This is a genomic window from Bacillus cereus group sp. MYBK108-1, from assembly GCF_051917185.1.
GTDB classification, from domain to species: domain Bacteria; phylum Bacillota; class Bacilli; order Bacillales; family Bacillaceae_G; genus Bacillus_A; species Bacillus_A cereus.
On the sequence record NZ_JBQAHZ010000001.1, the window covers coordinates 302,415 to 324,757 of the forward strand.

The window sequence follows — 22,343 nt, forward strand, 5'->3', positions numbered from 1 at the left end:
GCAGATGTCTATGAACAGGTGGTTATTTCGATTCAGCAGTTTGCTTGTAATGATTGTATGGTGGATGTCTTTAGGATCCTCCCATGTATTTGCCTCAGTTACTGTCGTAACACCCCCCACCGATTTAACGAAAGTGATTGAGGTTGAACTAAATGATGATTACTTTAATCCAAATGTTATCACGATTCCGCTTGCAGGATCAACAACATTACTATTGAAAAATAAAGGTAAAAACGAGCACACCTTTACAGTGAAAAAACTCGGCATTGACGTCGTAATCGAGTCAGGAAAAGAAAAGCATATTACCGTGAAACCTAAAAATACTGGTACATATGAATTAATATGTCGATACCATCTTCTTAAAGGAATGGCAGGCAAAGTAATCGTCAAATAACATGCCCTGCCAACTAGGCGGAAGATATTTTGAAATGAACTTTAAATATGAAAAAAATTTATTATCATGTTACAAATTCAACTCAAAACTATTGAAATAAAAAGAAGTTCCAAAAGAGGAACTTCTTTTACTTAATTTCAATATCTGCAGAATGAATATGATGTACTTTCCCCTCATGATCCTCCAGAAGTAATACACCATCCTCTGTGATTCCTTTTGCTAACCCCGTAATTGTCTCTCTCATCGTTCGAGCGGTAATTTCTTTCCCGATGCTCACAGCGTAACTTTCCCAAAGAATTTTAATGACAGAGAAACCATTTTGTAAATACTCTTCATATAATTTTTCTAGTTGTAAATAGATTTGTTGCATAAGTTCTGCACGAACAATCGGCTTACCTGATTCAATCGCTAATGAAGTAGCAATGTGCTGAATTTCTTCATCAAAATGTTCTTGCTTTTGATTCGCATTAATACCGATGCCCATAATGACAGCATTAATTTTATCAGGATCCGCTTGCATTTCTGTTAATATACCTACAGCCTTTTTACCTTGAATTAAAATATCATTTGGCCATTTTATTCCTACGTTTACACCCGTGCATTTTTCAATTGCCTGTGCAACACTAACGGCCGCTAACAAAGTAAGTTGCGGTGCATGATGAACTGGGATTGATGGGCGTAAAATAATACTCATCCAAATCCCTGTTCCTTTTGGTGAATGCCATTTTCTGCTTAAACGACCTCTTCCCGCTGTTTGTTCTTCTGCTACAACGACTGTTCCTTCTTCTGCACCTTCATAAGCAAGTTTTGCTGCAATGTGCTGCGTTGATTCAACAGTTTCTTCAAAATACACTGTTCTACCAATCCGCTTCGTTTGTAGCCCTAACTGAATTTCATTAGCGGTCACTTTGTCTGGCTTACTTGCAATTCGGTAACCTAATCGACGCACAGCTTCAAGTTCATATCCCTCACTCCGCAGATCCTCCATATGTTTCCACACAGCAGTTCTTGAACAACCAAGTTTATCACTAATTGTTTGGCCGGATACAAACTCGCCATCCGCTTCAGAAAAAACTTGCAATAACTGCTTTCTTATAGTAGATTGCATCCTTGTAGCCACTCCCTTATACGCTCTTTCTCATTAACTACGTTTCCTTGTACGATTGCTTCTTCGATTTTCTGAAGCATCTCAGCAACCCACGGACCAGGCTTTTTGTTTGCCCAGTTTAATAAATCATTACCAGTCACATTCATTTCTTGACGCTCCTGGATTGGCAATGCATGAAACATTGATTGTACTCGTTCAACAGATGTAGGGTCATAGCGTTCAATCATCGCTTCATATACTCTCTCTGCCATTTCAGCGATATGAATTCCCGTTTTATAAAGAAGGACTGTATCCCAATCCTTCTCCTTTCTAGTACGGATTGTCAATAAAACTGCAACAATATCTTTTATTTTTTTATTCGAAAACTTCCATTGACGTAAAAAAACAGATGGATGTTCTTCTCCGATACAATATAAGAAAAATGCCCACGCCTCAATATCCGTTTCGAAAGAATCCCATTTATACTGCGTAGCTTTTAACAGTCTCTCTTCTGACATTTGTAAATATGGCAAATGAGAAAATAGCTTCGTCTCTACTAATTCTTTGAGACCTTTCACACAATATGTACCAGTTAACAGTTTCTCAAACTCTACTGTAATACGCTCAATTGCTATATGTTCTAGCAAATGCCCATACGTTTCAATCGCTTGCTTCGTTTTCATTTCTAATGAAAAACCTAACGTGCTTACAAACCGAATACCACGCATCATTCGCAGGGCATCTTCTTGAAAACGATCCGCAGCATTTCCAACTGTCACAATTTCTCTCTGTTGAATGGCTTCCTGTCCAGCAAATAAATCGACCATTTTGCCTTCTTCTGTCATAGCAATTGCATTCATCGTGAAATCACGACGTTTTAAATCCTCTTCTAATGAACGAACAAATTGAACACTACTAGGTCTTCGAAAATCTTCATATTCGCTTTCTGTTCGAAAAGTAGTTACCTCATAGGGCTCACCATTTTCTACAACAATTACAGTTCCATGCTCAAGACCAACAGGAACATTTCTTGGGAATATAGCCATCACTTCTTCTGGTAGAGCAGATGTCGCAATATCAATATCTCCAATCGGCCTATCGATAATAAGATCTCGTACGCTCCCACCAACAAAGTAAGCCTCATGTCCTTGTTGCTTTAATGTCTCAATAATAGAACTAGCTTTTTTAAATCTTTCCATTTTTGTCATCCCTTAGTACGTCATAGTAAATCGTTTCATATTGTGAAACAATTTTTTCTGAGCGAAATTGCTCATAAACACTTTCTCTTGCTCGTTCTCCCATATTACGGTGAAGTTCCTCGTCCTTTAATAGCTGAATAGCTTGATTTGCCACTCCTGTTGTATCGCCAACTTCACATAAATATCCTGTTTCCCCGTGTTGAATAACCTCTGGAATACCTCCAACCCGTGTTCCGATACAAGGTACACCACACGCCATTGCTTCTAATAAAACAAGACCAAAACTTTCCTTCTCTGATAGAAGCAACATTAAATCACTCATCGCAAGTAGTTCTGCAACATTATCTTGCTTCCCTAGGAATAAAACGCGATCTTCAATATGTAAATTCTTCACTATCTGTAAAATCGTACAGAATTCTGGTCCGTCTCCAACAAGAAGCAACTTCGCATCTACTTCTTTAACAATTTTAGCAAATGCCTGAACAACATCCTGCACACGTTTCACTTTACGGAAATTCGAAATATGAATAAGTACTTTTTCACTCTCACTTATACCATATTCTTTCTTTAATTGAGACATATTACGCTTGAAATATACACGTTCGTCTATAAAGTTATATACCGTTTGAATTTCTTTACTTGGTTTTACAAGCTCATGTGTTTCGTTAATTAATGAATGCGAGACAGCAGTAACAACATCCGATTGCTCAATACCAAAACGAATTAAATTATTTAACGAAGGGTCGGAACCTAACACAGTAATATCTGTTCCATGTAAGGTTGTAACAATTTTAATACGCTCTCCGATCATTTGTTTTGCTAAATATGCACAAATTGCATGTGGTATTGCGTAATGCACATGTAAAATGTCTAAGTTTTCTCTTTGTGCAACCTCGGCCATTTTACTTGCTAACGCTAAATCGTATGGTGGATATTGAAATACAGAGTATTGATTTACCGTCACTTCATGAAAATAAATGTTTGGATATACTTTATTTAACCGGAATGGTAAACCCGATGTAATAAAGTGAATTTCATGCCCACGTTCCGCCAATTGCTTTCCTAATTCTGTTCCAACAACTCCAGAACCACCTACAGAAGGATAACATGTAATACCTATTTTTAATTTCATTTACATCCCCCTAATAAATCAGCATGTAATAAAACCGGTTTCTTACTCATAAATCCCTCGGCATACAAGACTCCAACTTCTTTTCCAAACATCTTCTCACGAGCAATCACAGTTTCAACGTAACCTTCTGTTAACGGTGTCTTAACACCATCACTACCTGTTGAAAACTGACTTTCATACGCTTCTAATGCTTCCACCTTTATAGAGAGGTACTCACTTATATCTATACAAAAATTAGGTTTATGAAAACCATTAATCATATAATTATAAAAAGACTCCACACGATGTGGTGAAAGTTCCGGCATATATTTACGGATTCCTGCTGAAAAAATAGCCTCTTCCACAAGCTTTGCACAATTTGCATGATCTGGATGGCGATCTTCATAGTACGGCGCAAAAACTAGTTTTGGTTTATATGTACGGATCACCTTGACAATTTCACGTATATACTCTTCTTTCATATACAAACCACGGTCTGGCATCGCTAAATTCAGCCTCGTTTTTACTCCCATTATACGAGCTGCGACCTTCGCTTCTTCTTTTCTCAACTCTATCGTTCCATTTGAAGAAAGATCAGCTTCTGTTAAATCACAAATACCTACTTCATACCCTTGCTTTGTATATTTAGCGATGGTACCAGCCATGCCGATTTCAACATCATCGGCATGAGCACCAAACGCTAATATATGTAATCCACTCATAATTGTTCCCCTCATTTTCTTAACTTACGATAATCTAAATCTCCTCGCTCTAATGCGTGCATTAACATTTCAGCACTTGCCATATTCGTTGCAAGTGGAATCGCATATACATCACATAAACGAAGTAATGCATTCACATCCGGTTCATGCGGCTGTGCTGTTAATGGATCGCGGAAGAAAATCACCATATCTAAATCGTTCTTTGCAATCATTGCACCAATTTCTTGATCTCCACCAAGAGGGCCAGATTGATATCTTGTTACAACTAATCCAGTCGCTTCCATAATGCGAAGCCCTGTCGTTCCTGTTGCAAATAATTCATGTTGTTCAAAAATTGGTTTATATGCGTATGCAAACGAAACCATATCATTTTTCTTTTTGTCATGTGCGATTAAGGCAATTTTCATCCGTTGTCTCCCCTTTAGTCGATAATATTTTCTAAACCGTACACAAGATGATCAAGGTTCATTACTGTCTCAATTGATAGTTTTACACCTGACATAAATGATGCACGATTGAATGAATCATGACGAACTGTTAACATTTGTCCATCTCCACCAAACATTACTTCTTGGTGTGCAATAAGCCCTGGCAAACGTACACTATGAATGTGAATACCGTCTACATTTGCACCTCGTGCACCTGCTAGTTGCTCTACTTCATTTGGATGACCTTGCTGCTTTGATTCACGATTTTGGCGAATTAACTCTACCGTTTTTACAGCTGTACCAGATGGTGCGTCTAATTTTTGATCATGATGTAATTCAATTACCTCAACATCTTGGAAATATTTCGCTGCCATTTGTGAGAATTTCATCATAAGGACTGCACCAATTGCAAAGTTTGGAGCAATAATTGTTCCTACTGCTTTTTCTTTTGCATTCTCTGTTAAACGTGTCAATTCTTCTTCTGTAAATCCAGTTGTACCAATAACCGAACGAAGTCCACGCTCAACTGCAAGTGTAACGTGTTGTTTCCCCACTTCTGGTGTTGTTAAATCTAACAACACATCTGCTTCTACTTCATCTAAACAAGTATGTAAATCAGCGTAAATCGGCGCATGTAATGCTGGCATGCCAGGTAAATCAGAAATCTTCTCACCACCATGCTTATAATCCACCGCTGCTACTAAATTAAAATGTTCCGTTCTTTCCATAAGAAGGACTGCTTCATGTCCCATACGTCCTCTTGGTCCGGCGATAATTACTTTAATTTCTTTCATTATTCTTTCTCTCCCTCATCAATACGTGTCCAGCGATCTTTATCACGTGTATTAAATTTATTCATTACAATGTTATGTGCTGTCTCTAAATCAATATTTAAACTATTTGCCATACAAATCATAACAAATAATACATCTCCAAGCTCTTCTTCAATACTTCTTTCTTTTTCAGTTGTTTTCTTCGGTTTCTCACCATAATAATGATTTACCTCTCTTGCAAGCTCTCCCATTTCTTCCGTTAAACGAGCCATCATTGCAAGCGGACTGAAATAACCTTCTTTAAACTGACCAATATATGCATCTACTTCTTTCTGCATATCTTTCATCGTTTTTGCTTCCATACTATTCACCTCTAATCCTTCCTCTTTCATGTTAGCCAATTCATCGCGATTTGACAAATATTATTCCCCGCCAAACACCTATTTGCGACCCATTTTTGGATAGACTATAATAAAGTGAAACTTCTTTTGCGATTTTTTTGCAAAAGATTAGTTGAACCAATCGGGTTCCTACGGCTGGTTTGCCTTTCTTCAGAGCTTTATCTCCTACCAGCCGTTGGTACGGGGTAAGGTGAAACTTCTTTTGCGATTTTTGCAAAAGATCAGCCCACACCAACCGGGTTCCTACGGCTGGTTTGCCCCTCTTCTTTGCTTCATCTCCTATCAGCCTTTAGAGCGGGATAAAGTGAAACTTTCTTTTGCACTTTTCACAAAAAATCAGCCCACATCAATCAGGTTCTTACTATTTTCACTAGCAACTAGAAATTACTTATTATTATGTTTTACCGTTTCAGCGGAGCAATGCAATCATTACATATTTAGGGGGATTTCTATATGACATCAAAATTGAAGATGCGAAATATTATTTTTATTTTAATTGGTTCCGCTATATTTTCTTTCGGTATTGTCAATATCAATATTGAAAACCACCTTGCAGAGGGTGGGTTTACTGGTATTACACTATTATTGTATTTTTTATTTAAGTTTGATCCTTCCTACTCAAACTTAATTTTAAATATCCCTATATTTTTTATTGGCTGGAGGTTACTTGGCAGAACGACATTTTTATATACATTAATTGGAACCTTTAGCGTATCTTTATTTCTATGGATTTTCCAGCGTTACGAAGTACTCAACTTACATTTAAACTTGCAAAATGATATGACACTCGCAGCTTTATTCGCCGGGGCATTTATCGGTATCGGCCTTGGAATAATATTTAAATATGGCGGGACTACTGGCGGTGTAGATATTATCGCACGACTAGCGCACAAATATGTTGGCTGGAGTATGGGGAAAACAATGTTTATGTTTGATGCTGTCGTTATCGTCGTCTCTATTCTTACCTATTTATCATACCGCGAGGGCATGTATACGCTAGTTGCTGTTTTTATCGGTGCTAAAGTCATTGATTTTATGCAAGAAGGAGCTTATGCTGCCAAAGGAGCGACTATTATCTCAGAGAAAAACGATGAAATTGCTGCCAAAATTTTATCTGAAATGGAGCGCGGAGCAACCTTTTTAAAAGCTGTTGGATCGTATACAAAAGTGGAACGTAATGTATTGTATTGCGTTGTTGCTAAAAATGAAATCGTGAAATTAAAGAATATCATTACTTCTGTAGATCCTCATGCTTTTGTCGCTGTAAGTGATGTACATGATGTAGTTGGTGAAGGGTTTACGTTAGATGAAAATAAAAACCCTTTACATAATTAAATATAACTAGAAAAGCGCCTTAGCTTTTCTAGTTTTTTATTACAAGTCTTTTAAGCTTCTCAAAATCCTCATGAATAAGCTCCAATAAACTCCGATTATAAAAAATGGAAGCTGGATGAAAAGTCGGAAAAACATGATATTCTTTCTCTGACCATGTAAACTCTGCACTTTGCATATCCTTTAATTTTTGAATGGGCTGTTTTAATAATTGCCCGTGTACATCTGTGATTTTTTTATTTTTTCCTGTTAAACGTTGAAGACCGATATTTCCAAGCGTGACGATAAGCTTCGGATGTATTTTCTCTAATTCATAATCTAACAAAGGCGCATGGGCAACTATTTCTCCCTGATTTGGCGTTCTATTATACTTTTTTTGTATGATTTCACCATTTCGTTCTTTTTTCTCTCGCCATTTATAAGGTCTACTCCGAACAGCGCTCGTAATATATACTTCTTCCCTTGTAACGTGGATACGCTCTAAAAAAACCATTAATTGTTTTCCCGCCCTCCCGCTAAACGGAATCCCATTATGAATTTCTGTTTCACCAGGTGCTTCTCCTAACAACATAAATTTGGGATTTTCAGGACCTTGTCCACTTAAAAAACCTTCTAGTTGATAAGGAGCACTACGCTCTTGTACTTGTTTTACTAAATGGTCTGGATATTTCATTTCCCCCACCACCTTTCCGCATTACTTCTATTATTTCTATTTGCAATACATTATATAATTCAATCCACACAACAAAAAAAGACTATCAAAATTGATAGTCTTTAGTCGTCGCTACGCTGCATACCAGTATACATTAATACGAGACGTAATAATTCAAATACCGCTACAGCTGCAGCTGCTACATATGTTAATGCTGCCGCATTTAATACTTTACGAGCTTGCCCATATTCATCTGTTGATACAATACCTAACGCTTCAATTTGTTGCATTGCGCGCTTTGACGCATCAAACTCAACTGGCAATGTAACGAGCTGGAACACAACACCTGCTGCCATTAAAATGATACCTAATAACAATAGTTTTGACATTGTCGCAAATATACCAATCATAATAAATACCCATGATATATTCGATCCAAAATTAGCCACAGGAACTAACGAATGACGAATACGCATAAAGTTATAATCTTGTGCATCTTGAATTGCGTGTCCTACTTCGTGTGCTGCAACTGCTGTACCAGCAACTGAATGTCCATAATAGTTATCTGTTGATAATCGAACCGTCTTAGCGGTTGGATCATAATGGTCTGATAAATGACCTGGTGTTTCTTCTACAGCTACGTTGTATAATCCATTTTCATCTAAAATTTTTCGAGCCACTTCCGCTCCTGTCATACCTGATGTTGAATAAACTTGTGAATACTTGCTATAGGCACTACGTACTCTTGACTGTGCATACAACGGTATGATCATTATGATCGCGAAGTAAATTAAATAAAACATCATGAACCTCCATTGAAGTTTTAATTATAGTACTTCTCATTCTATTTTCTTCTGCCACTATTGTCAATGAATAAACCTTACAATCCATATCTTTATTTATTGCATTATCTATTTTTAGAATGTACATTACTTTTTCTTTTTTCTCTCTCTCCTTTATACTTTCTCCATCCAACATAAGTTAATGTGAATAAAATAAGTCCCCCAGTAATTGTCATAAACCAAATGAGAGAGGGTGCAATTTCATCTTTTTTTACTGTTTGAAATATCTTTTGCAAATCCCCTTTAATAATCCCTAATTGCATTTGGCCGCCTTTCGTTTTTAACATAACGTTACGAAATTCATCTAAATAAGATAAATGAACATTTACACGCTGGACCTCGTTTTCTGGCAAAACAATCATTAAGCTTGGATAAATAATATTGAATTCATTTAAAAACGTATTTAACGTTTGTTGAAACTGCCCAGCATCTTCTTTTTCCATCGCTTTTTCCATTTGAGAAAAGGCATCCATTACTTTCCTTTCTCTTTCCATCCAAAGTGGTTGATATTTCGATACTTGTGCATCAACAGCAAGTTGTAATGCCAGCACATTATCAATTTTAGCTTGCTTACCTAAACCTTCTTCAGAGAGCGATTGTTGCGCCTTATCGTAAGCTAAAGAAATAACTCTAACTTGATCTGGTGTTACTTCCTGCTTCTTTTCATTCCCCTTTATTAAAAACTGCTCCGAGAAATGTTGTAATACTTGTACCGCTTTTTCATCTTCATTACGCTTCACTAACTGTAACGAGTCGTCTAACAACCCTGTTAGCTCATTCCACTCTTCAGCATATATACGTAACGGAAACATTATAATTAGAAATGTTATCAATCCAATTAATGTTCTCTTCATCCCGGTCCCCCCTTAACTACTAGTACAAAATATGTTAATTTGGACAAGAATAGAACAGAACTAGACCGAAAAATATATTATCGTTTTACAAAGAAAAAAATTCTCTTTAAGCAGAGAATTTTTTCTGTGACATCCTTTTCTTTTTTACGAGATATCTATATAAGCTGTAACAAAGTATACTCCCACCTAAAATGAATAATAAAATAGCACACGCAGCATGCATAAAGAACTCTTCTGGTAACATTAATATAATTGGATCCTTTTCAGGATCAAAAACCCAATAATCATTACTAAATAAAAGTTTATGGAATAATACAAAACTCTTTTCAAAATTAATAGCAATTGGTAACATAAGCGCTATCGGAAAAATGATTGTTAAAATCGATCCGTGCAGTAAAAACTTTTCATTTTTCTTTTTTAATAAATAAATTCCGCCTATCACTGCAATCATAATTGTCGCATACATCACATATTGAATCTTTACTAAAATATTTTTAACATCTACAAAATGAATACGGCCATTTGTGGACATATCTAATGTGGGCAAATGTAATGCTCCGTCATAAAACGGGGATAAATATGTAATAAGCACATCGTAATTTCTTTTAATTTCATCCTTCGTCATATCCGCTAAATCAGGAATATTTAAAAAATCAATTTCAAAATAATACAACCATTTTCCATATACAACTGCCGTTGTTGCGAGTGCAAAAATAGAAAATGCTATGCTATATGAAACAACTAAAGTAATCAATCGATCCAATATTTTTGTACCACTCTTATTTTTCTCCATGTTCTCCCCCTAAATGTTCTAACCATCATAAAGAAAATTGTTTTCTTTGCTCACGTAAGCAACAATAATATGTAATACATAGTACAGCAATACTTAACCAAAACGTAAAATAACCAATTTCCTCTACAAACAAATGCATAATTCCATATCGCGGCATTTGCCAAAATAAATAATCAATTGCATCGTTATGCAACGTCCACACAGCTGCTACTATAAAATGCCATTTTTTTATACGATAGAATGGAGCATATAAAAATCCTTGTATTGCCATCGCGAAGTGCGAAAGCATTAACATGTAGCCCATAAGGCCTATAGGCCCTTTTACGTAAATCATAATCGCGTTTACAACAACAGCCCAAATACCATATTTTATTAAAGTTACAATCGCTAACGCTTCTATTAATCCCCAGTTTCTCTTTGCCAAAAAAGCAATTAAAACAAAGACAAAAAAGAGAGTCGCCATAGGACTATCTGGTACAAACGGCCAAAATATAGGTGACGTTTCTTTCAATTGATTTCCGTACCATATAAATCCATAAATTGTACCTAATAAGTTAACAATTAATAAAAATAATAATACCGAGCGTTGTCTTAACATTGCATACAAGTACACCAATCCGTATGTCCAACACCTTTCAAGCAAAGTAATTCATTCACTAAATCCTACTCTATTATAACAAACTTCATCCAACTAAATAGAAAAGCTGACTACAAATTTTGTAGTCAGCTTTTTTATTATTTTTTATTATACTTTGCAACGAATTCCGAAAGCTTCTTCAGTTCCTCATCCGTACCTTTAAATACACCTTTAGGCATTGAACCTTTTCCCTCTTTCGCAATTTTAGCAATTTCTTCTGGCTTTAAAGTTAAGTTTTGCAGTGCCGGTGCTGCTGCCCCGCCTTGTAAATTGTCACCATGACATGTTAAACAAGTATTTTTTTGCATTAATTTATAGCCATCATCATTTTTATCAACTGGCGCTGTTTTTACAATTGCTCCTTGTTTTTTTGCAGCTTCCCAGTCGTGGTGTGCTACAGATTCCCAAGTTAAAAAGATAATCGATGCAATTGCTAAAAGCATAAATCCAGTTGCCACAGGACGCTTCAATGGACGTCTTTCTGGACCTCGATCAAGAAATGGAGCTAACAGTAATGCTCCAAACGCAATCCCTGGCATAATAAATGCTCCAATTACAGTAAATGAACCGGAAGCATACGAATACTTTAATAACTGATACAAGAATAAGAAATACCAATCTGGAAGTGGTATATATCCAGCATCTGTTGGGTCCGCCATTCTCTCAAGCGGCGACGGATGCGCCACTGTTAAACATAAATAACCGATTAAAAAAACTGCACCAACCATCCATTCTTTTAACAAGAAGTTCGGCCAAAATGCTTCTGTTTTCCCTGGGTATTCAGAATAGTCTTTTGGAATATTTGGTTTCCGAGCTACTGGTACCCGAGAATCTCCTACAAACTTCATCCCTTTGCCGCGATGCATAATCTCCCTCCTTTAGTTCTTTCCCCTTTAATTTAGCAATCTCTTATAGTGGACCGGAAATACCTTGTTTGCGAATCATGATGAAGTGGAAGGCCATTAAACCTAGAAGTGCTGCTGGTAAGAAGAAGACGTGAATAGCAAAGAAGCGAGTTAATGTTTGAGCGCCAACAATTTCGGAATGACCAGCGAGTAATGTTTTAATATAAGGACCAATGAGCGGTGTTTGCTCTGCAATTTGAATCCCTACTTTTGTAGCAAATAAAGCTTTCATATCCCACGGTAATAAATATCCGGTAAAACCAAGACCTAACATAACAAAGAAAATAAGAACACCAACAATCCAGTTTAACTCACGGGGCTTTTTATACGCACCTTGGAAGAAAACTCTGAGTGTATGTAAAAACATCATTACAATTACGAGACTAGCACCCCAGTGGTGCATACCACGAACAATTTGCCCATAAGCAACTTCATTTTGTAAATAGTAAACTGATTCCCAAGCATTTTTAATATCAGGCACATAATACATCGTCAAAAACATTCCAGATAAAATTTGAATTACAGTAACGAAAAAGGTAAGTCCTCCAAAGCAATAGACGAATGCAGAAAAGTGATGTGCCGGGTTTACATGTTCAGGTACTTCATGATCAGCGATATCACGCCATATTGGTGTAATATCTAATCTTTCATCCACCCAATCATAAATTTTATTTAACATCTACTTTGCACCCCCTCTTGGCTTCGCTTTTCCTAGATACAGCGTTCCATCTTTCACTTTAGACTCGTACACATCAAGCGGAGCAAGGGGTGGCGTACCTTTAATGTTAATCCCATCTTTTGTATAACGCCCCCCGTGACATGGGCAAAAGAATTGATTCGGATGTGCTTTGTCCGAATTCCAGTTAACTGTACATCCTAAATGTTTACATACTGGAGAGAACGCAACAATGTCTCCGCTTTCATCTTTATGAACCCAAGCTGATTTTGGTTCTTCAGACTTGTACCAACCATCAACCTGCTTCACTTTAAAATCGAAACGCTTCGGCTCTGTTGTAATATCCTTTACTTGCGCAACAGCAACCATATCCGTTCCCGCTTCTTTTCTTAACACCGGATCAAGCGCAAATCGCGTCATCGGCATTAAAATACCGGCAGCCATAAAGCCTCCTACCCCTGTGAGTGTGTAATTTAAAAATTGTCTTCTTGACACGCGATGTTCTTTCTCGCTCACGAAAATTTCCCCCCTCTATCAGAAATTGTCCCCTCGTGATAAATTATATAAAAAATAAAAACTAGGACACTATCATGATATAATACGCTCATGCACAGGTCAATATCATACTACTCATAATAATAAGAACTTTCTGTTTATTATGAGTTTCCCCATTTCTCTTCCAACATCACCATTATATTTTTTATATGTGCATGAATAATTTCTCTTTTTGCTTGATCACTAAATTGTTCTAATGCTAATGAAGGAAACCAAAACAAATCTCCCTGTAACTCTTGCATATCCTCTTTCCATGAAAAATCACTTGTAACATAAGCAATATGCTTAAAACCTTCACTTCGTAAATGATTTGTCCATTCTTGCAAACGACCTTTTTCATTCTTTTGACTTTCTACCAAATACGTAAACGCAGGCAGTAAAAGCACTCTTCCCTTATACTCTCTTTCCAATTCCGTGCTCAACAATTCGATAAATTCACCTTGTTCTACAACCATTTTCATTTCTTTTGCTGCCGAAATTGATAACAGCGGTATTACTCCTGTATCAACATACTCTCTTGCTTGCTCAAACTGTTCCACATCTTTTACAATCCACTTCAAATTCCTTCCCTCCTTCACTTACAAATGACAGAACTTTCACTTTATATATATTAAACCATACTAAAAGAGGTAAAAAAAGAAAAACTACCCAATATAGGTAGTTTTTCTTGATGAAAGTCTGAAATTTGTAAAAATTTATTAATCCAAATAAATTCTATAAAGTTTTTAACTCTGCCGTTAATCTATGAAACGCTTCCTTATCTTGCTTATCTAATGCTTCATCAATTTGTTTCAAAAGGCGTTCTCTCCTAAACGAAAATACACTTTCTTCCAAAAACCTTTCTGCAAGTAAACGATCTTTTTCATTTACTTCAATATGCTTTGGTAGATATGGGTTTTCTTCTAATACAGCTACATAATTCGCATTTTGAAACGATGATTTAAAGTTGAGTTGAATATAAATATCCTCATCTCGATTTAAACGAATATCATGAAACGATTTTTCAGCATCTGTTGTCATAACATTTTGTTTAAAAAAGTGAAACGGTGTGTCTTTCACACAATTCGCTGACATCACTAAGCCACGCGGACAATATTTTGCATGCTCTACGAAGTGGACTTTATGCATCAATTGGTCGTGACTCATTAAATAATTCAGAATCCATACACATTCACGCTGTTTCAGTTGGTAATTATTCAAAAACCATTTTACAAAATCCTTCTTCTCGTTTACAGAAACAGGGGTATTCATAGCAATTAAGTCCCTCCTCTGTCTTTCTCTTTTCTTTTTAGATTCAAGAAGCGGCATTCAGTTTCCTTCCAACTTATGAAAAATCCTCTAAATTATATAACAACTCTTCAATATGAATTTGTGTCGGGTCTAGTTGTAATAACTGGGTAAATACCTCTTTCGCCTCTTTTCGTTTTCCTTCTTCCAATAAGAAATAACCGTACTCTTCTAAGAAGTCTGGATGATTCTTAAAAGAAGTATATGCACTTTCATAGTGTTTTAATGCATCCGAATACATTTCTAATTGTTTTTTTGCATACGCAAGATCCCAAAGTAGTTGTGTATCTGGTTCTCCACTATCAATAGCACGCTCTACAATTGCAATTAACTCTTCGTACTTTTCTTGTTCTTTTAAGATATATGCATATTTTAATGTTGCACCTAAATGCCCTGGATCTAACTCAAGCGCTTTTTGAAGAACTTCCTCTGCTTCTACTATTTTTCCTAATTTCGCCGCAATGTTCGCTAACTCTACATAAAATGGAACTGAAAGCTCATCTACTTTAATTCCTTCATAAAGCGTTTCATAGCTTTCTTGAAGCATTCCTTCTTTTTCATAGCTTTTCGCTAAATACATGTACAGTGATGCGTACTCAGGGTCTAATTCTTTTAGTTCTTGCCAAGCACCAATTGCTCTCTGATATTCTTCACCTTGGTATAATGTAAAGGCATATCCAAATAATGAGTGAATATCTTTTTGTTCCTCTAGGCCTGCTTCATAATAAGAAATCGCTTCTTCCCAGTTTCCGATCGCGCTTAACGTTTCTGCGAGGCGAAGTGCGATCACAACACCACCCATTACTTTATGTTCCGCTAATAGCGATTCATAATAAGTAATTGCCTTTTGTTCTTCACCTTTACTACTATATAATTCTGCTAACCCAAACGTAATAACAGGTTCATCAGGCATCATTTCTTTCGCCTTTAATAGTTTTTGCTCTGCTACATCATCAAAACCTTGCATTTGGAATAAATCTGCAACAAGTAATAACGATTGAACATATAAATCGTCATTTTCTGGAATATCATGAAGCACTTCAATCGCTTCATCTTCTTTATCTAGATCAATATATAATTCTGCTAAAAATACAGTGAATTCACTTTCTTCTGGATACAGTAAACGTAAGTCTTCAGTAATTGCTAATGCCTCATCTGTAAATCCAAGTGTATGATAGTAACGAGCGATATCATACTTCTCTTCATCATTCGCAATTTTTAATTGTTCTTTTAATAATTGTAATCCTTTTTCTGCTTCACCATTTTCAATATATGAAACAGCTTGTTCAAACTTTTGCATAAACGTCTCCTTTAATTCTAAAAAATATTCTCTTCTGTTCATTTATCATAAGCAACTCACTGTTAGAACGCAACCTTTAGAATGAGCATGCTTCTTCTTATACTTCTTCCTACAGAGTAGTTAATTGTTCAAAAGGTTCGGATATGACACCGATACCTTATCATCATCTTCTATTGTACCGCTTTCTTTTATGACCGTGCAAATAACTTCTCTCACTAATTATCAAGCCATACAAACCGTGGTTTACAGAATAACTTAATTAGCAGTCTTCAACCTTTATTTTGAATGCGATAAAAAAGGCTCCTATAATAGGAGCCTTCACAATCTCTTAAGAATATGTTTCTTCTTTCTGTACTTGCTCATTTACAAGCTCTTTCAGTAACTCTATAATTTCATCATTTTCTTCCTTCAAACCGACAGTAATACGAATACCATCATCGATACCAAATGCAGCACCAGAACGAACGATATATCCTTTTTTCATCAATCGTTCGAAAGCTTCATTACCTGGTATACCGAGTTTTAAGAAAATGAAATTTGTTTGAGATGGATAATAGAATACGTTATATTCTTTACAAAATGCATAATACTGATTTAAACCTTCAGCATTCTTTTGCACACAATCTTGTAAAAAAGCTTGATCTTCTAATGCAGCGAGTGCTACAGATTGGGCTACAGTTGATGTATTGAATGGTAACCTAGCTACTTCTAGCTGTCCGATTAACTTCGCATCCCCAATCGCATATCCGATACGAAAAGCAGCTAAACCATATGCTTTTGAAAACGTGCGTAAAACCATAAGATTTTCATACTTTTCAAGAAGTGGTAATGTTTGCGGATAGTCTTCTGCTTCCGCGTATTCATAATATGCTTCGTCCATAATAACGAGAGCCGACTTAGGAACTGATTCTAAAAATGAAAGTAATTTTTGTTTCTCAACATATGTACCTGTTGGATTATTCGGATTACAAATCCATACAATTTTCGTTTTCTCATCTACTTGCTCTAGCATTGCATCTAAATCGTGAATACCATCTTTAAGTGATACTTCACGAACTTCTGCTCCTTCAATAACAGCATGGTGATGATATTGTGAAAACGTAGGATTCGCCATTACAACGTTTGTTCCTTCATGTAGTAACGCTCGGCTAATCATTTGAATGACTTCATCTAATCCACTACCAAATAGTAGTTGTTCTGCTTTTACACCTAAATGTTCCGCTACTTTTGTCCGAAGTTCAAAGGCATATCCATCTGGATAAAGGGCATATTGGCTCGCTAAAGAAGTTAATGCTTCTGTCACACGTGCTGAGCAACCGAATGGATTTTCATTGGATGCTAATTTCACAATTTTTGATAAACCATATTCTCTTTTTACTTCTTCAATGTTTTTCCCAGGCACATACGCTCTCAAAGTTAACAATTGTTCTTTCACTCTCATTTTTCTTCCCCCAGTCATTTCATTCAATTTGATTACAATACGGTTATAGCCCCTTACTGTAATCTTTTGTCATAACCGTCACTATTACGAGAATACCTCTAAATGAGCACTTCACAGCACTTCGCTATCATTTTAAACCATATCTTTTTGAAATGCCTCTAACGCAATATGAACAGTCTCATCTGAAATAGATACGACATTCACTACCCCATATTCCTGCATAAGCACCATATGAATTGCTCCTGCATTTGCTTTCTTATCTTGTTTCATCAATTGAACGAGGCGCTCTACATTCAAATCTCCTGGCATTTTTGGATAGCCGTATTTCAAGAACCACTGCTTCATATCTTCATAAGCAAGATCAACCTTGTACACTTGCTCACTTAAAAATATGGCGAATAACATTCCAACCGCTACACCGTCACCGTGAGTAATATTTCCATACCCTAGCTCTTTTTCAAGAGCATGTCCTAACGTATGTCCAAAATTCAAATGAGCACGTACACCCTTCTCTGTTTCATCTTGTGACACAACATTTGCCTTTACAGGAATCGCCTTCGTTAATATATGGATTAACTTCTCATCATGAAGATCCGCTAATGTTTGCACTTCTTCTTTTAACCAATGGTATAGCTCCACATCACCGATAAGAGCATGCTTTATCACCTCTGCATAACCTGAACGCCACTCTTTTTCAGGAAGAGACTGTAAAAACGGTGTATGATATACAACTGCTTCTGGCTGATGGAATGCACCAATCATATTTTTACCTAACGGATGGTTAATCGCTACTTTCCCACCCACTGCGCTATCGTGCGCTAATAAAGTTGTCGGAACCTGCACAAAGCGAATACCACGCATAAACGATGCAGCAACAAAACCAGCTAAATCTCCAATCATTCCGCCTCCAAGTGCAAGAATTAAAGAATTTCTATCTAATTTATTTTCAAGAGCTGACGTATGAGCCGCATAGAAATTTTCGAAAGACTTCTCTTTTTCGCCACTTGGTACAACAAACGAAAACACGTGCTGCTCTACTTGTAATGCATCGATAACTGTCTGTAAATGTAGTGATGCAACAGCTTCATCTGAAATAATCATTACGTTAGATACCGCTGGCTGCATATTTTGAACGATCGTTGTTAAGTTTGACAACACTTCTTTACCAACATGTACATCATATTCTTTTGATTTCGTTTGAATATGTATGTTTCCCATTAAAATCCCCTCGCATATTCATTATGTTTCTCAATATTTTCACGAATTAGTTCCATACGATCTAATCCGAATTGTTCTATTAAAGCTGTCGCTAATTCCCAAGCCACAACCGCTTCTGCAACGACACTAGCTGCTGGCACTGCACAACTATCTGAACGTTCAATGCTCGCTGTAAAAGGCTCTTTCGTATCAATATCTACACTTTGAAGAGGTTTATAAAGTGTAGGTATCGGTTTCATCACACCGCGCACAACAATTGGCATTCCAGTCGTCATACCGCCTTCTAATCCACCTGCATTATTTGTTCTTCGTGTATATCCATGCTCCTCATTCCACAGAATTTCATCATGAACTTCACTTCCTGGTCTATGCGCTGCTTCAAAACCAATTCCAATCTCGACACCTTTAAAAGCATTAATACTCATAATTGCAGCTGCTAATTTCGCATCCAGTTTTCGATCATAATGCACGTAGCTACCTACTCCAATTGGCATCCCTTCCACAATTACTTCAACGATTCCACCAATTGAATCACCATTTGCTTTCGCATCATCAATCGCTTTCATCATTTGGTTACCAGCTTCGTCATCTAAGCAACGTACAGGAGATGCTTCGGTAATACTCTTTAATTCTTCAATTGAACTATACGTAATCTCCTTAGCTTGTACACCGCCAATTTCAATTACATGGCCCGCTACTTTAATACCAAGTTCTGCTAACACCTTTTTAGCAACCGCACCAGCAGCAACACGCACCGTCGTTTCGCGCGCTGACGAACGTTCCAGTACATTCCTCATATCTCTATGACCATATTTAATCGCACCATTTAAATCAGCATGCCCAGGCCTTGGTTTTGTCACTTTCCTTTTCATCTCTTTTTCTTCTTGCTCAGTTAAAGGCTCCGCCCCCATAATTTTTGTCCAGTGTGCAAAATCACGATTTTCAACAACAAGTGCAATAGGGGAACCTAATGTTTCTCCATGTCTAACACCACTTAAAATTTGCACTTGATCCGTTTCAATTTGCATGCGTCTACCGCGCCCATATCCCTTTTGCCTTCTAGCTAACTCTTCGTTTATATCATCTGCTACTAAAGACAATCCTGCCGGAACACCTTCTATAATCGTTGTAAGTTGTGGACCATGAGATTCACCAGCTGTAATATATCGCATACGTTATTCCTCTTTTCGTATATGTATTTATCTCACTATATTAACTTTTATCATTCTAAAAATATTAAAGAAATTATATCATAAATCGACCATTTTCTTATTCTATATTTCCGATAGTCCTAATTTAAATATCAACATATCATAACAGTTCAAACTTCGTAACTAACTGAAAATAAAAAAAGTGCAAGAAGAATACCCCTATTCTCCTTGCACTTTTTACTATTATCACAGTGATTAAAGCGTTTACAAATTATTTCAAAATAATTAGTAAATCCATTCATTCATTAATTTTGAGTAGTCAACTAATTCTTCTTCTTTAAAGAAAATAGCAATCTCGCGCTCTGCGCTTTCTAAAGAATCAGAACCATGGATAATGTTTTTCGCAACAGTTACACCGAAATCTCCACGAATTGTTCCAGGAGCTGCTTCATGTGGTCTTGTTTTCCCCATCATGTTACGAGCTGTATCTACTACACCTTCACCTTGCCATACCATTGCGAATACAGGTCCAGATGTAATAAAGTCTACTAACTCACCAAAGAAAGGTTTTTCCTTATGCTCAGCGTAGTGTTGTCCAGCAATTTCTGGAGTGACTTGCATTAATTTTGCACCAACTAATTGAAAGCCTTTTTTCTCAAAACGAGCTACAATTTCCCCAATGAAGGCACGTTGTACACCGTCTGGTTTTACCATTAGAAATGTTTTTTCCATAAAAAATCTCTCCACTTCTGAATTATGTATGTAATTGTATATCCCCACACACATATTATCACCCTTATCACAATTGTGCAATAGTTTTGAAATAGAGAGATTATTTTATTTTTTAGAATAAACCTTAAAATTTTCGTTTTCCAATATACTTTGCAACATTTTGTAATGCGTACTTTGCTTTTCCACGTGGGAGTGGTTTTATTATTTCTAAAGCTTTATGTAAATAACGTTCACTAAACGCAAATGCTTGATCAATTGCTGTACTATTTTTTACAGCATCAATAATTTCTTGCATTTCACTTGCTGTTGAATTTTCATGTACAGATGTGATTTTCTGACGAAGTACGGGATCTTCCATCGCATATAAAGCAGGAAGTGTAATATTCCCTTGTAGTAAATCCCCACCAGCAGGTTTTCCAAGTTTCTCTTCTGTAGAAACGAAGTCTAAAATGTCATCAATAATTTGATAAGACATTCCTACAAAATACCCATACCAAAATAGACGATTTACCGTATCACGATTAGCACCAGCAGCAATCGCTCCCAATTGACAACTCGCGGCAATTAATAATGCTGTTTTTCGCTTTATTCTTCTTAAATACGTTCTTAAATTTTGGTCATAATTGTATTTATCTTTAATTTGTTCAATTTCACCTTTACAGACTTCTAAAATAGTATGTGATAACGCTTGATGTGCCTCTGGAATTTCGATATTGGTTATACATTCAAGAGACTTAGCGAACAGATAGTCCCCTGTATACATCGCAATACGATCTCCCCATTTCGCATTCACAGTCGCACTGCCGCGTCGTAAAAATGCAGCATCAATAACATCATCGTGAACAAGAGAAGCCATATGAATAAGTTCTAACGCAACAGCAACATGCTTAATCGCATCTAACTTATAATCTCCAAATTTCCCTGCAAGCAACACAAATACAGGACGAATTCGTTTCCCACCAGCTTCAATAAGCTGTAATGCTGCCTCTTCTACTAATGGCTGTTCAGAAGCGACTGTCTTTTTTAATTCTTTTTCTATCACATTAATATCCGATCGTAAAAAAGAGTACATAAGTTGTAACTTCATATTGTTCACCTTAACCTAAAACTTCTTTTTTCTATTTTGATTCTGGTTTAATTCCTAAATGCATTGCTGCTACCCCAAAAGTAAATGGTTTCACTTGCACACGTTCAAGTCCAGCTTGCTCAAACATTTGAGCCAATTCTTTCATCCCTGGGAACGTACTAGCAGATTCTTGAAGCCATGAATATTCTTTATAACTTTTCGCAAACATCTTTCCAAATAACGGCATGATATATTTAAAGTATAAAATATACCCTTGTCGAAAACCAATCATTGTTGGTTGAGATGTTTCTAAACAGATTACTTTTCCACCTGGTTTTACTACACGCGTCATTTCTTTTAATACGTGCATATAATCCGGTACGTTACGTAAACCAAACCCAATCGTCACATAATCAAACGTATTATCTTCAAACGGAAGTTCCATTGCATTCCCATGTAGAAGTTCTACTTGTTTTAATTGTAACGCCTCTACCTTTTGCTTACCAACAGATAACATATTTTCACTGAAGTCTAAGCCAACAACCTTTCCTTGCTCACCTACGGCTCCAGCTAGCGCAATTGTCCAATCTGCGGTTCCACAGCATACATCAAGCGCTTGACTGCCTGGTTGTACATCCATAATTCGCATCGTTTCTTTCCGCCACGCTTTATGTCTTTGAAAACTAATTACAGAATTCATCACATCGTATTTATCAGAAATCTTTTCAAATACGTCATGTACTCTTTCTTCTTTTGATTGTTGCATGCTCGTACCTTCTTCCAATGT

Annotated in this window: 26 protein-coding genes; 2 read left to right on the forward strand and 24 right to left on the reverse strand. The window is 36.5% G+C overall.

All coding sequences use genetic code 11. The features are described from left to right. Window positions 1-4 precede the first annotated feature (4 nt). Window positions 5-394, forward strand: a complete 390-nt coding sequence (locus tag ACTFSL_RS01500) for a cupredoxin domain-containing protein (protein WP_119683159.1) — start codon at window positions 5-7, stop codon at window positions 392-394. Between the two features lie 127 nt (window positions 395-521). Here ACTFSL_RS01500 and ACTFSL_RS01505 read toward each other — a convergent pair whose 3' ends face one another. The 7 genes from ACTFSL_RS01505 to ACTFSL_RS01535 are packed head-to-tail and all read right to left on the reverse strand — an operon-like array spanning window position 522 to window position 6,076. Next, window positions 522-1,502 (reverse strand): biotin--[acetyl-CoA-carboxylase] ligase, encoded by a 981-nt coding sequence (locus ACTFSL_RS01505; RefSeq protein WP_001192063.1) that lies wholly within the window; start codon window positions 1,500-1,502, stop codon window positions 522-524. Then, on the reverse strand, window positions 1,487-2,680 hold the full coding sequence (locus tag ACTFSL_RS01510; protein WP_000439321.1) for a CCA tRNA nucleotidyltransferase: 1,194 nt from the start codon (window positions 2,678-2,680) through the stop codon (window positions 1,487-1,489). Before ACTFSL_RS01510 ends, ACTFSL_RS01505 begins: the two co-directional genes overlap by 16 nt. Then, a complete protein-coding gene (bshA, locus tag ACTFSL_RS01515; protein WP_000768305.1) occupies window positions 2,667-3,812 on the reverse strand; it encodes an N-acetyl-alpha-D-glucosaminyl L-malate synthase BshA in 1,146 nt (381 codons plus the stop codon). The genes ACTFSL_RS01510 and bshA overlap by 14 nt, the downstream gene beginning before the upstream one ends. Beyond that, on the reverse strand, window positions 3,809-4,513 hold the full coding sequence (gene bshB1, locus ACTFSL_RS01520) for a bacillithiol biosynthesis deacetylase BshB1 (protein WP_000015673.1): 705 nt from the start codon (window positions 4,511-4,513) through the stop codon (window positions 3,809-3,811). Before bshB1 ends, bshA begins: the two co-directional genes overlap by 4 nt. An 11-nt stretch (window positions 4,514-4,524) precedes the next feature. Beyond that, entirely contained in the window at window positions 4,525-4,920 is a 396-nt protein-coding gene (mgsA, locus tag ACTFSL_RS01525; protein WP_000684765.1) for a methylglyoxal synthase, read from the reverse strand. Window positions 4,921-4,934: 14 nt separating this feature from the next. Beyond that, window positions 4,935-5,735 carry a dihydrodipicolinate reductase gene (dapB, locus tag ACTFSL_RS01530; RefSeq protein WP_000658813.1) on the reverse strand — a complete coding sequence of 267 codons (801 nt, stop codon included), beginning with the start codon at window positions 5,733-5,735 and terminating at the stop codon, window positions 4,935-4,937. Next, window positions 5,735-6,076, reverse strand: coding sequence for a nucleotide pyrophosphohydrolase (locus ACTFSL_RS01535; RefSeq protein WP_002108639.1), 342 nt, complete (start codon window positions 6,074-6,076; stop codon window positions 5,735-5,737). Before ACTFSL_RS01535 ends, dapB begins: the two co-directional genes overlap by 1 nt. Before the next feature lie 492 nt (window positions 6,077-6,568). Here ACTFSL_RS01535 and ACTFSL_RS01540 point away from each other — a divergent pair, with 492 nt between their 5' ends. Beyond that, the gene (locus tag ACTFSL_RS01540; RefSeq protein ID WP_000202121.1) at window positions 6,569-7,450 is read left to right on the forward strand and encodes a YitT family protein; all 882 of its coding nucleotides are present in this window, start codon (window positions 6,569-6,571) and stop codon (window positions 7,448-7,450) included. A gap of 28 nt (window positions 7,451-7,478) precedes the next feature. On the opposite strand, the gene ACTFSL_RS01545 is transcribed toward ACTFSL_RS01540, so the two are convergent. The 17 genes from ACTFSL_RS01545 to menG all read right to left on the reverse strand — a co-directional run bounded on the left by ACTFSL_RS01545 (window position 7,479) and on the right by menG (window position 22,322). Beyond that, on the reverse strand, window positions 7,479-8,120 hold the full coding sequence (locus ACTFSL_RS01545; RefSeq protein WP_000876873.1) for a uracil-DNA glycosylase: 642 nt from the start codon (window positions 8,118-8,120) through the stop codon (window positions 7,479-7,481). 101 nt (window positions 8,121-8,221) lie between these two features. Continuing rightward, window positions 8,222-8,905: a zinc metallopeptidase gene (locus ACTFSL_RS01550; RefSeq protein ID WP_011109966.1), complete on the reverse strand. Its 684-nt coding sequence runs from the start codon at window positions 8,903-8,905 to the stop codon at window positions 8,222-8,224. A 101-nt stretch (window positions 8,906-9,006) separates the two neighbouring features. Continuing rightward, window positions 9,007-9,795, reverse strand: a complete 789-nt coding sequence (ypjB, locus tag ACTFSL_RS01555) for a sporulation protein YpjB (RefSeq protein WP_119683158.1) — start codon at window positions 9,793-9,795, stop codon at window positions 9,007-9,009. A gap of 106 nt (window positions 9,796-9,901) precedes the next feature. Beyond that, on the reverse strand, window positions 9,902-10,588 hold the full coding sequence (gene lit, locus ACTFSL_RS01560; RefSeq protein ID WP_000414378.1) for a lipoprotein intramolecular transacylase Lit: 687 nt from the start codon (window positions 10,586-10,588) through the stop codon (window positions 9,902-9,904). A gap of 25 nt (window positions 10,589-10,613) precedes the next feature. Beyond that, window positions 10,614-11,204 (reverse strand): DUF1405 domain-containing protein, encoded by a 591-nt coding sequence (locus ACTFSL_RS01565; RefSeq protein WP_025709269.1) that lies wholly within the window; start codon window positions 11,202-11,204, stop codon window positions 10,614-10,616. A 119-nt stretch (window positions 11,205-11,323) separates the two neighbouring features. Continuing rightward, the gene (qcrC, locus tag ACTFSL_RS01570) at window positions 11,324-12,091 is read right to left on the reverse strand and encodes a menaquinol-cytochrome c reductase cytochrome b/c subunit (protein ID WP_000554603.1); all 768 of its coding nucleotides are present in this window, start codon (window positions 12,089-12,091) and stop codon (window positions 11,324-11,326) included. Window positions 12,092-12,134: 43 nt separating this feature from the next. After that, on the reverse strand, window positions 12,135-12,809 hold the full coding sequence (qcrB, locus tag ACTFSL_RS01575; protein ID WP_000932700.1) for a menaquinol-cytochrome c reductase cytochrome b subunit: 675 nt from the start codon (window positions 12,807-12,809) through the stop codon (window positions 12,135-12,137). After that, the gene (qcrA, locus tag ACTFSL_RS01580; RefSeq protein WP_001290418.1) at window positions 12,810-13,322 is read right to left on the reverse strand and encodes a menaquinol-cytochrome c reductase iron-sulfur subunit; all 513 of its coding nucleotides are present in this window, start codon (window positions 13,320-13,322) and stop codon (window positions 12,810-12,812) included. It abuts the gene before it with no gap. Window positions 13,323-13,462: 140 nt separating this feature from the next. Further along, window positions 13,463-13,921 (reverse strand): YpiF family protein, encoded by a 459-nt coding sequence (locus ACTFSL_RS01585; RefSeq protein WP_119683157.1) that lies wholly within the window; start codon window positions 13,919-13,921, stop codon window positions 13,463-13,465. A 154-nt stretch (window positions 13,922-14,075) separates the two neighbouring features. After that, window positions 14,076-14,612 (reverse strand): ReoY family proteolytic degradation factor, encoded by a 537-nt coding sequence (locus ACTFSL_RS01590; protein WP_001095925.1) that lies wholly within the window; start codon window positions 14,610-14,612, stop codon window positions 14,076-14,078. Window positions 14,613-14,685: 73 nt separating this feature from the next. Continuing rightward, on the reverse strand, window positions 14,686-15,948 hold the full coding sequence (locus ACTFSL_RS01595; protein ID WP_119683156.1) for a tetratricopeptide repeat protein: 1,263 nt from the start codon (window positions 15,946-15,948) through the stop codon (window positions 14,686-14,688). Between the two features lie 328 nt (window positions 15,949-16,276). Further along, window positions 16,277-17,389, reverse strand: coding sequence for a histidinol-phosphate transaminase (gene hisC, locus ACTFSL_RS01600; protein WP_001264023.1), 1,113 nt, complete (start codon window positions 17,387-17,389; stop codon window positions 16,277-16,279). Between the two features lie 132 nt (window positions 17,390-17,521). Further along, window positions 17,522-18,607: a 3-dehydroquinate synthase gene (gene aroB / locus ACTFSL_RS01605; protein WP_000526819.1), complete on the reverse strand. Its 1,086-nt coding sequence runs from the start codon at window positions 18,605-18,607 to the stop codon at window positions 17,522-17,524. After that, the gene (gene aroC / locus ACTFSL_RS01610; RefSeq protein ID WP_001269384.1) at window positions 18,607-19,779 is read right to left on the reverse strand and encodes a chorismate synthase; all 1,173 of its coding nucleotides are present in this window, start codon (window positions 19,777-19,779) and stop codon (window positions 18,607-18,609) included. The genes aroB and aroC overlap by 1 nt, the downstream gene beginning before the upstream one ends. Before the next feature lie 264 nt (window positions 19,780-20,043). Beyond that, window positions 20,044-20,490, reverse strand: a complete 447-nt coding sequence (gene ndk, locus ACTFSL_RS01615; protein WP_000415883.1) for a nucleoside-diphosphate kinase — start codon at window positions 20,488-20,490, stop codon at window positions 20,044-20,046. A 124-nt stretch (window positions 20,491-20,614) separates the two neighbouring features. Further along, entirely contained in the window at window positions 20,615-21,577 is a 963-nt protein-coding gene (gene hepT / locus ACTFSL_RS01620; protein WP_000776077.1) for a heptaprenyl diphosphate synthase component II, read from the reverse strand. A 31-nt stretch (window positions 21,578-21,608) separates the two neighbouring features. Further along, the gene (menG, locus tag ACTFSL_RS01625) at window positions 21,609-22,322 is read right to left on the reverse strand and encodes a 2-heptaprenyl-1,4-naphthoquinone methyltransferase (RefSeq protein WP_001187674.1); all 714 of its coding nucleotides are present in this window, start codon (window positions 22,320-22,322) and stop codon (window positions 21,609-21,611) included. Between the last annotated feature and the right edge of the window lie 21 nt (window positions 22,323-22,343).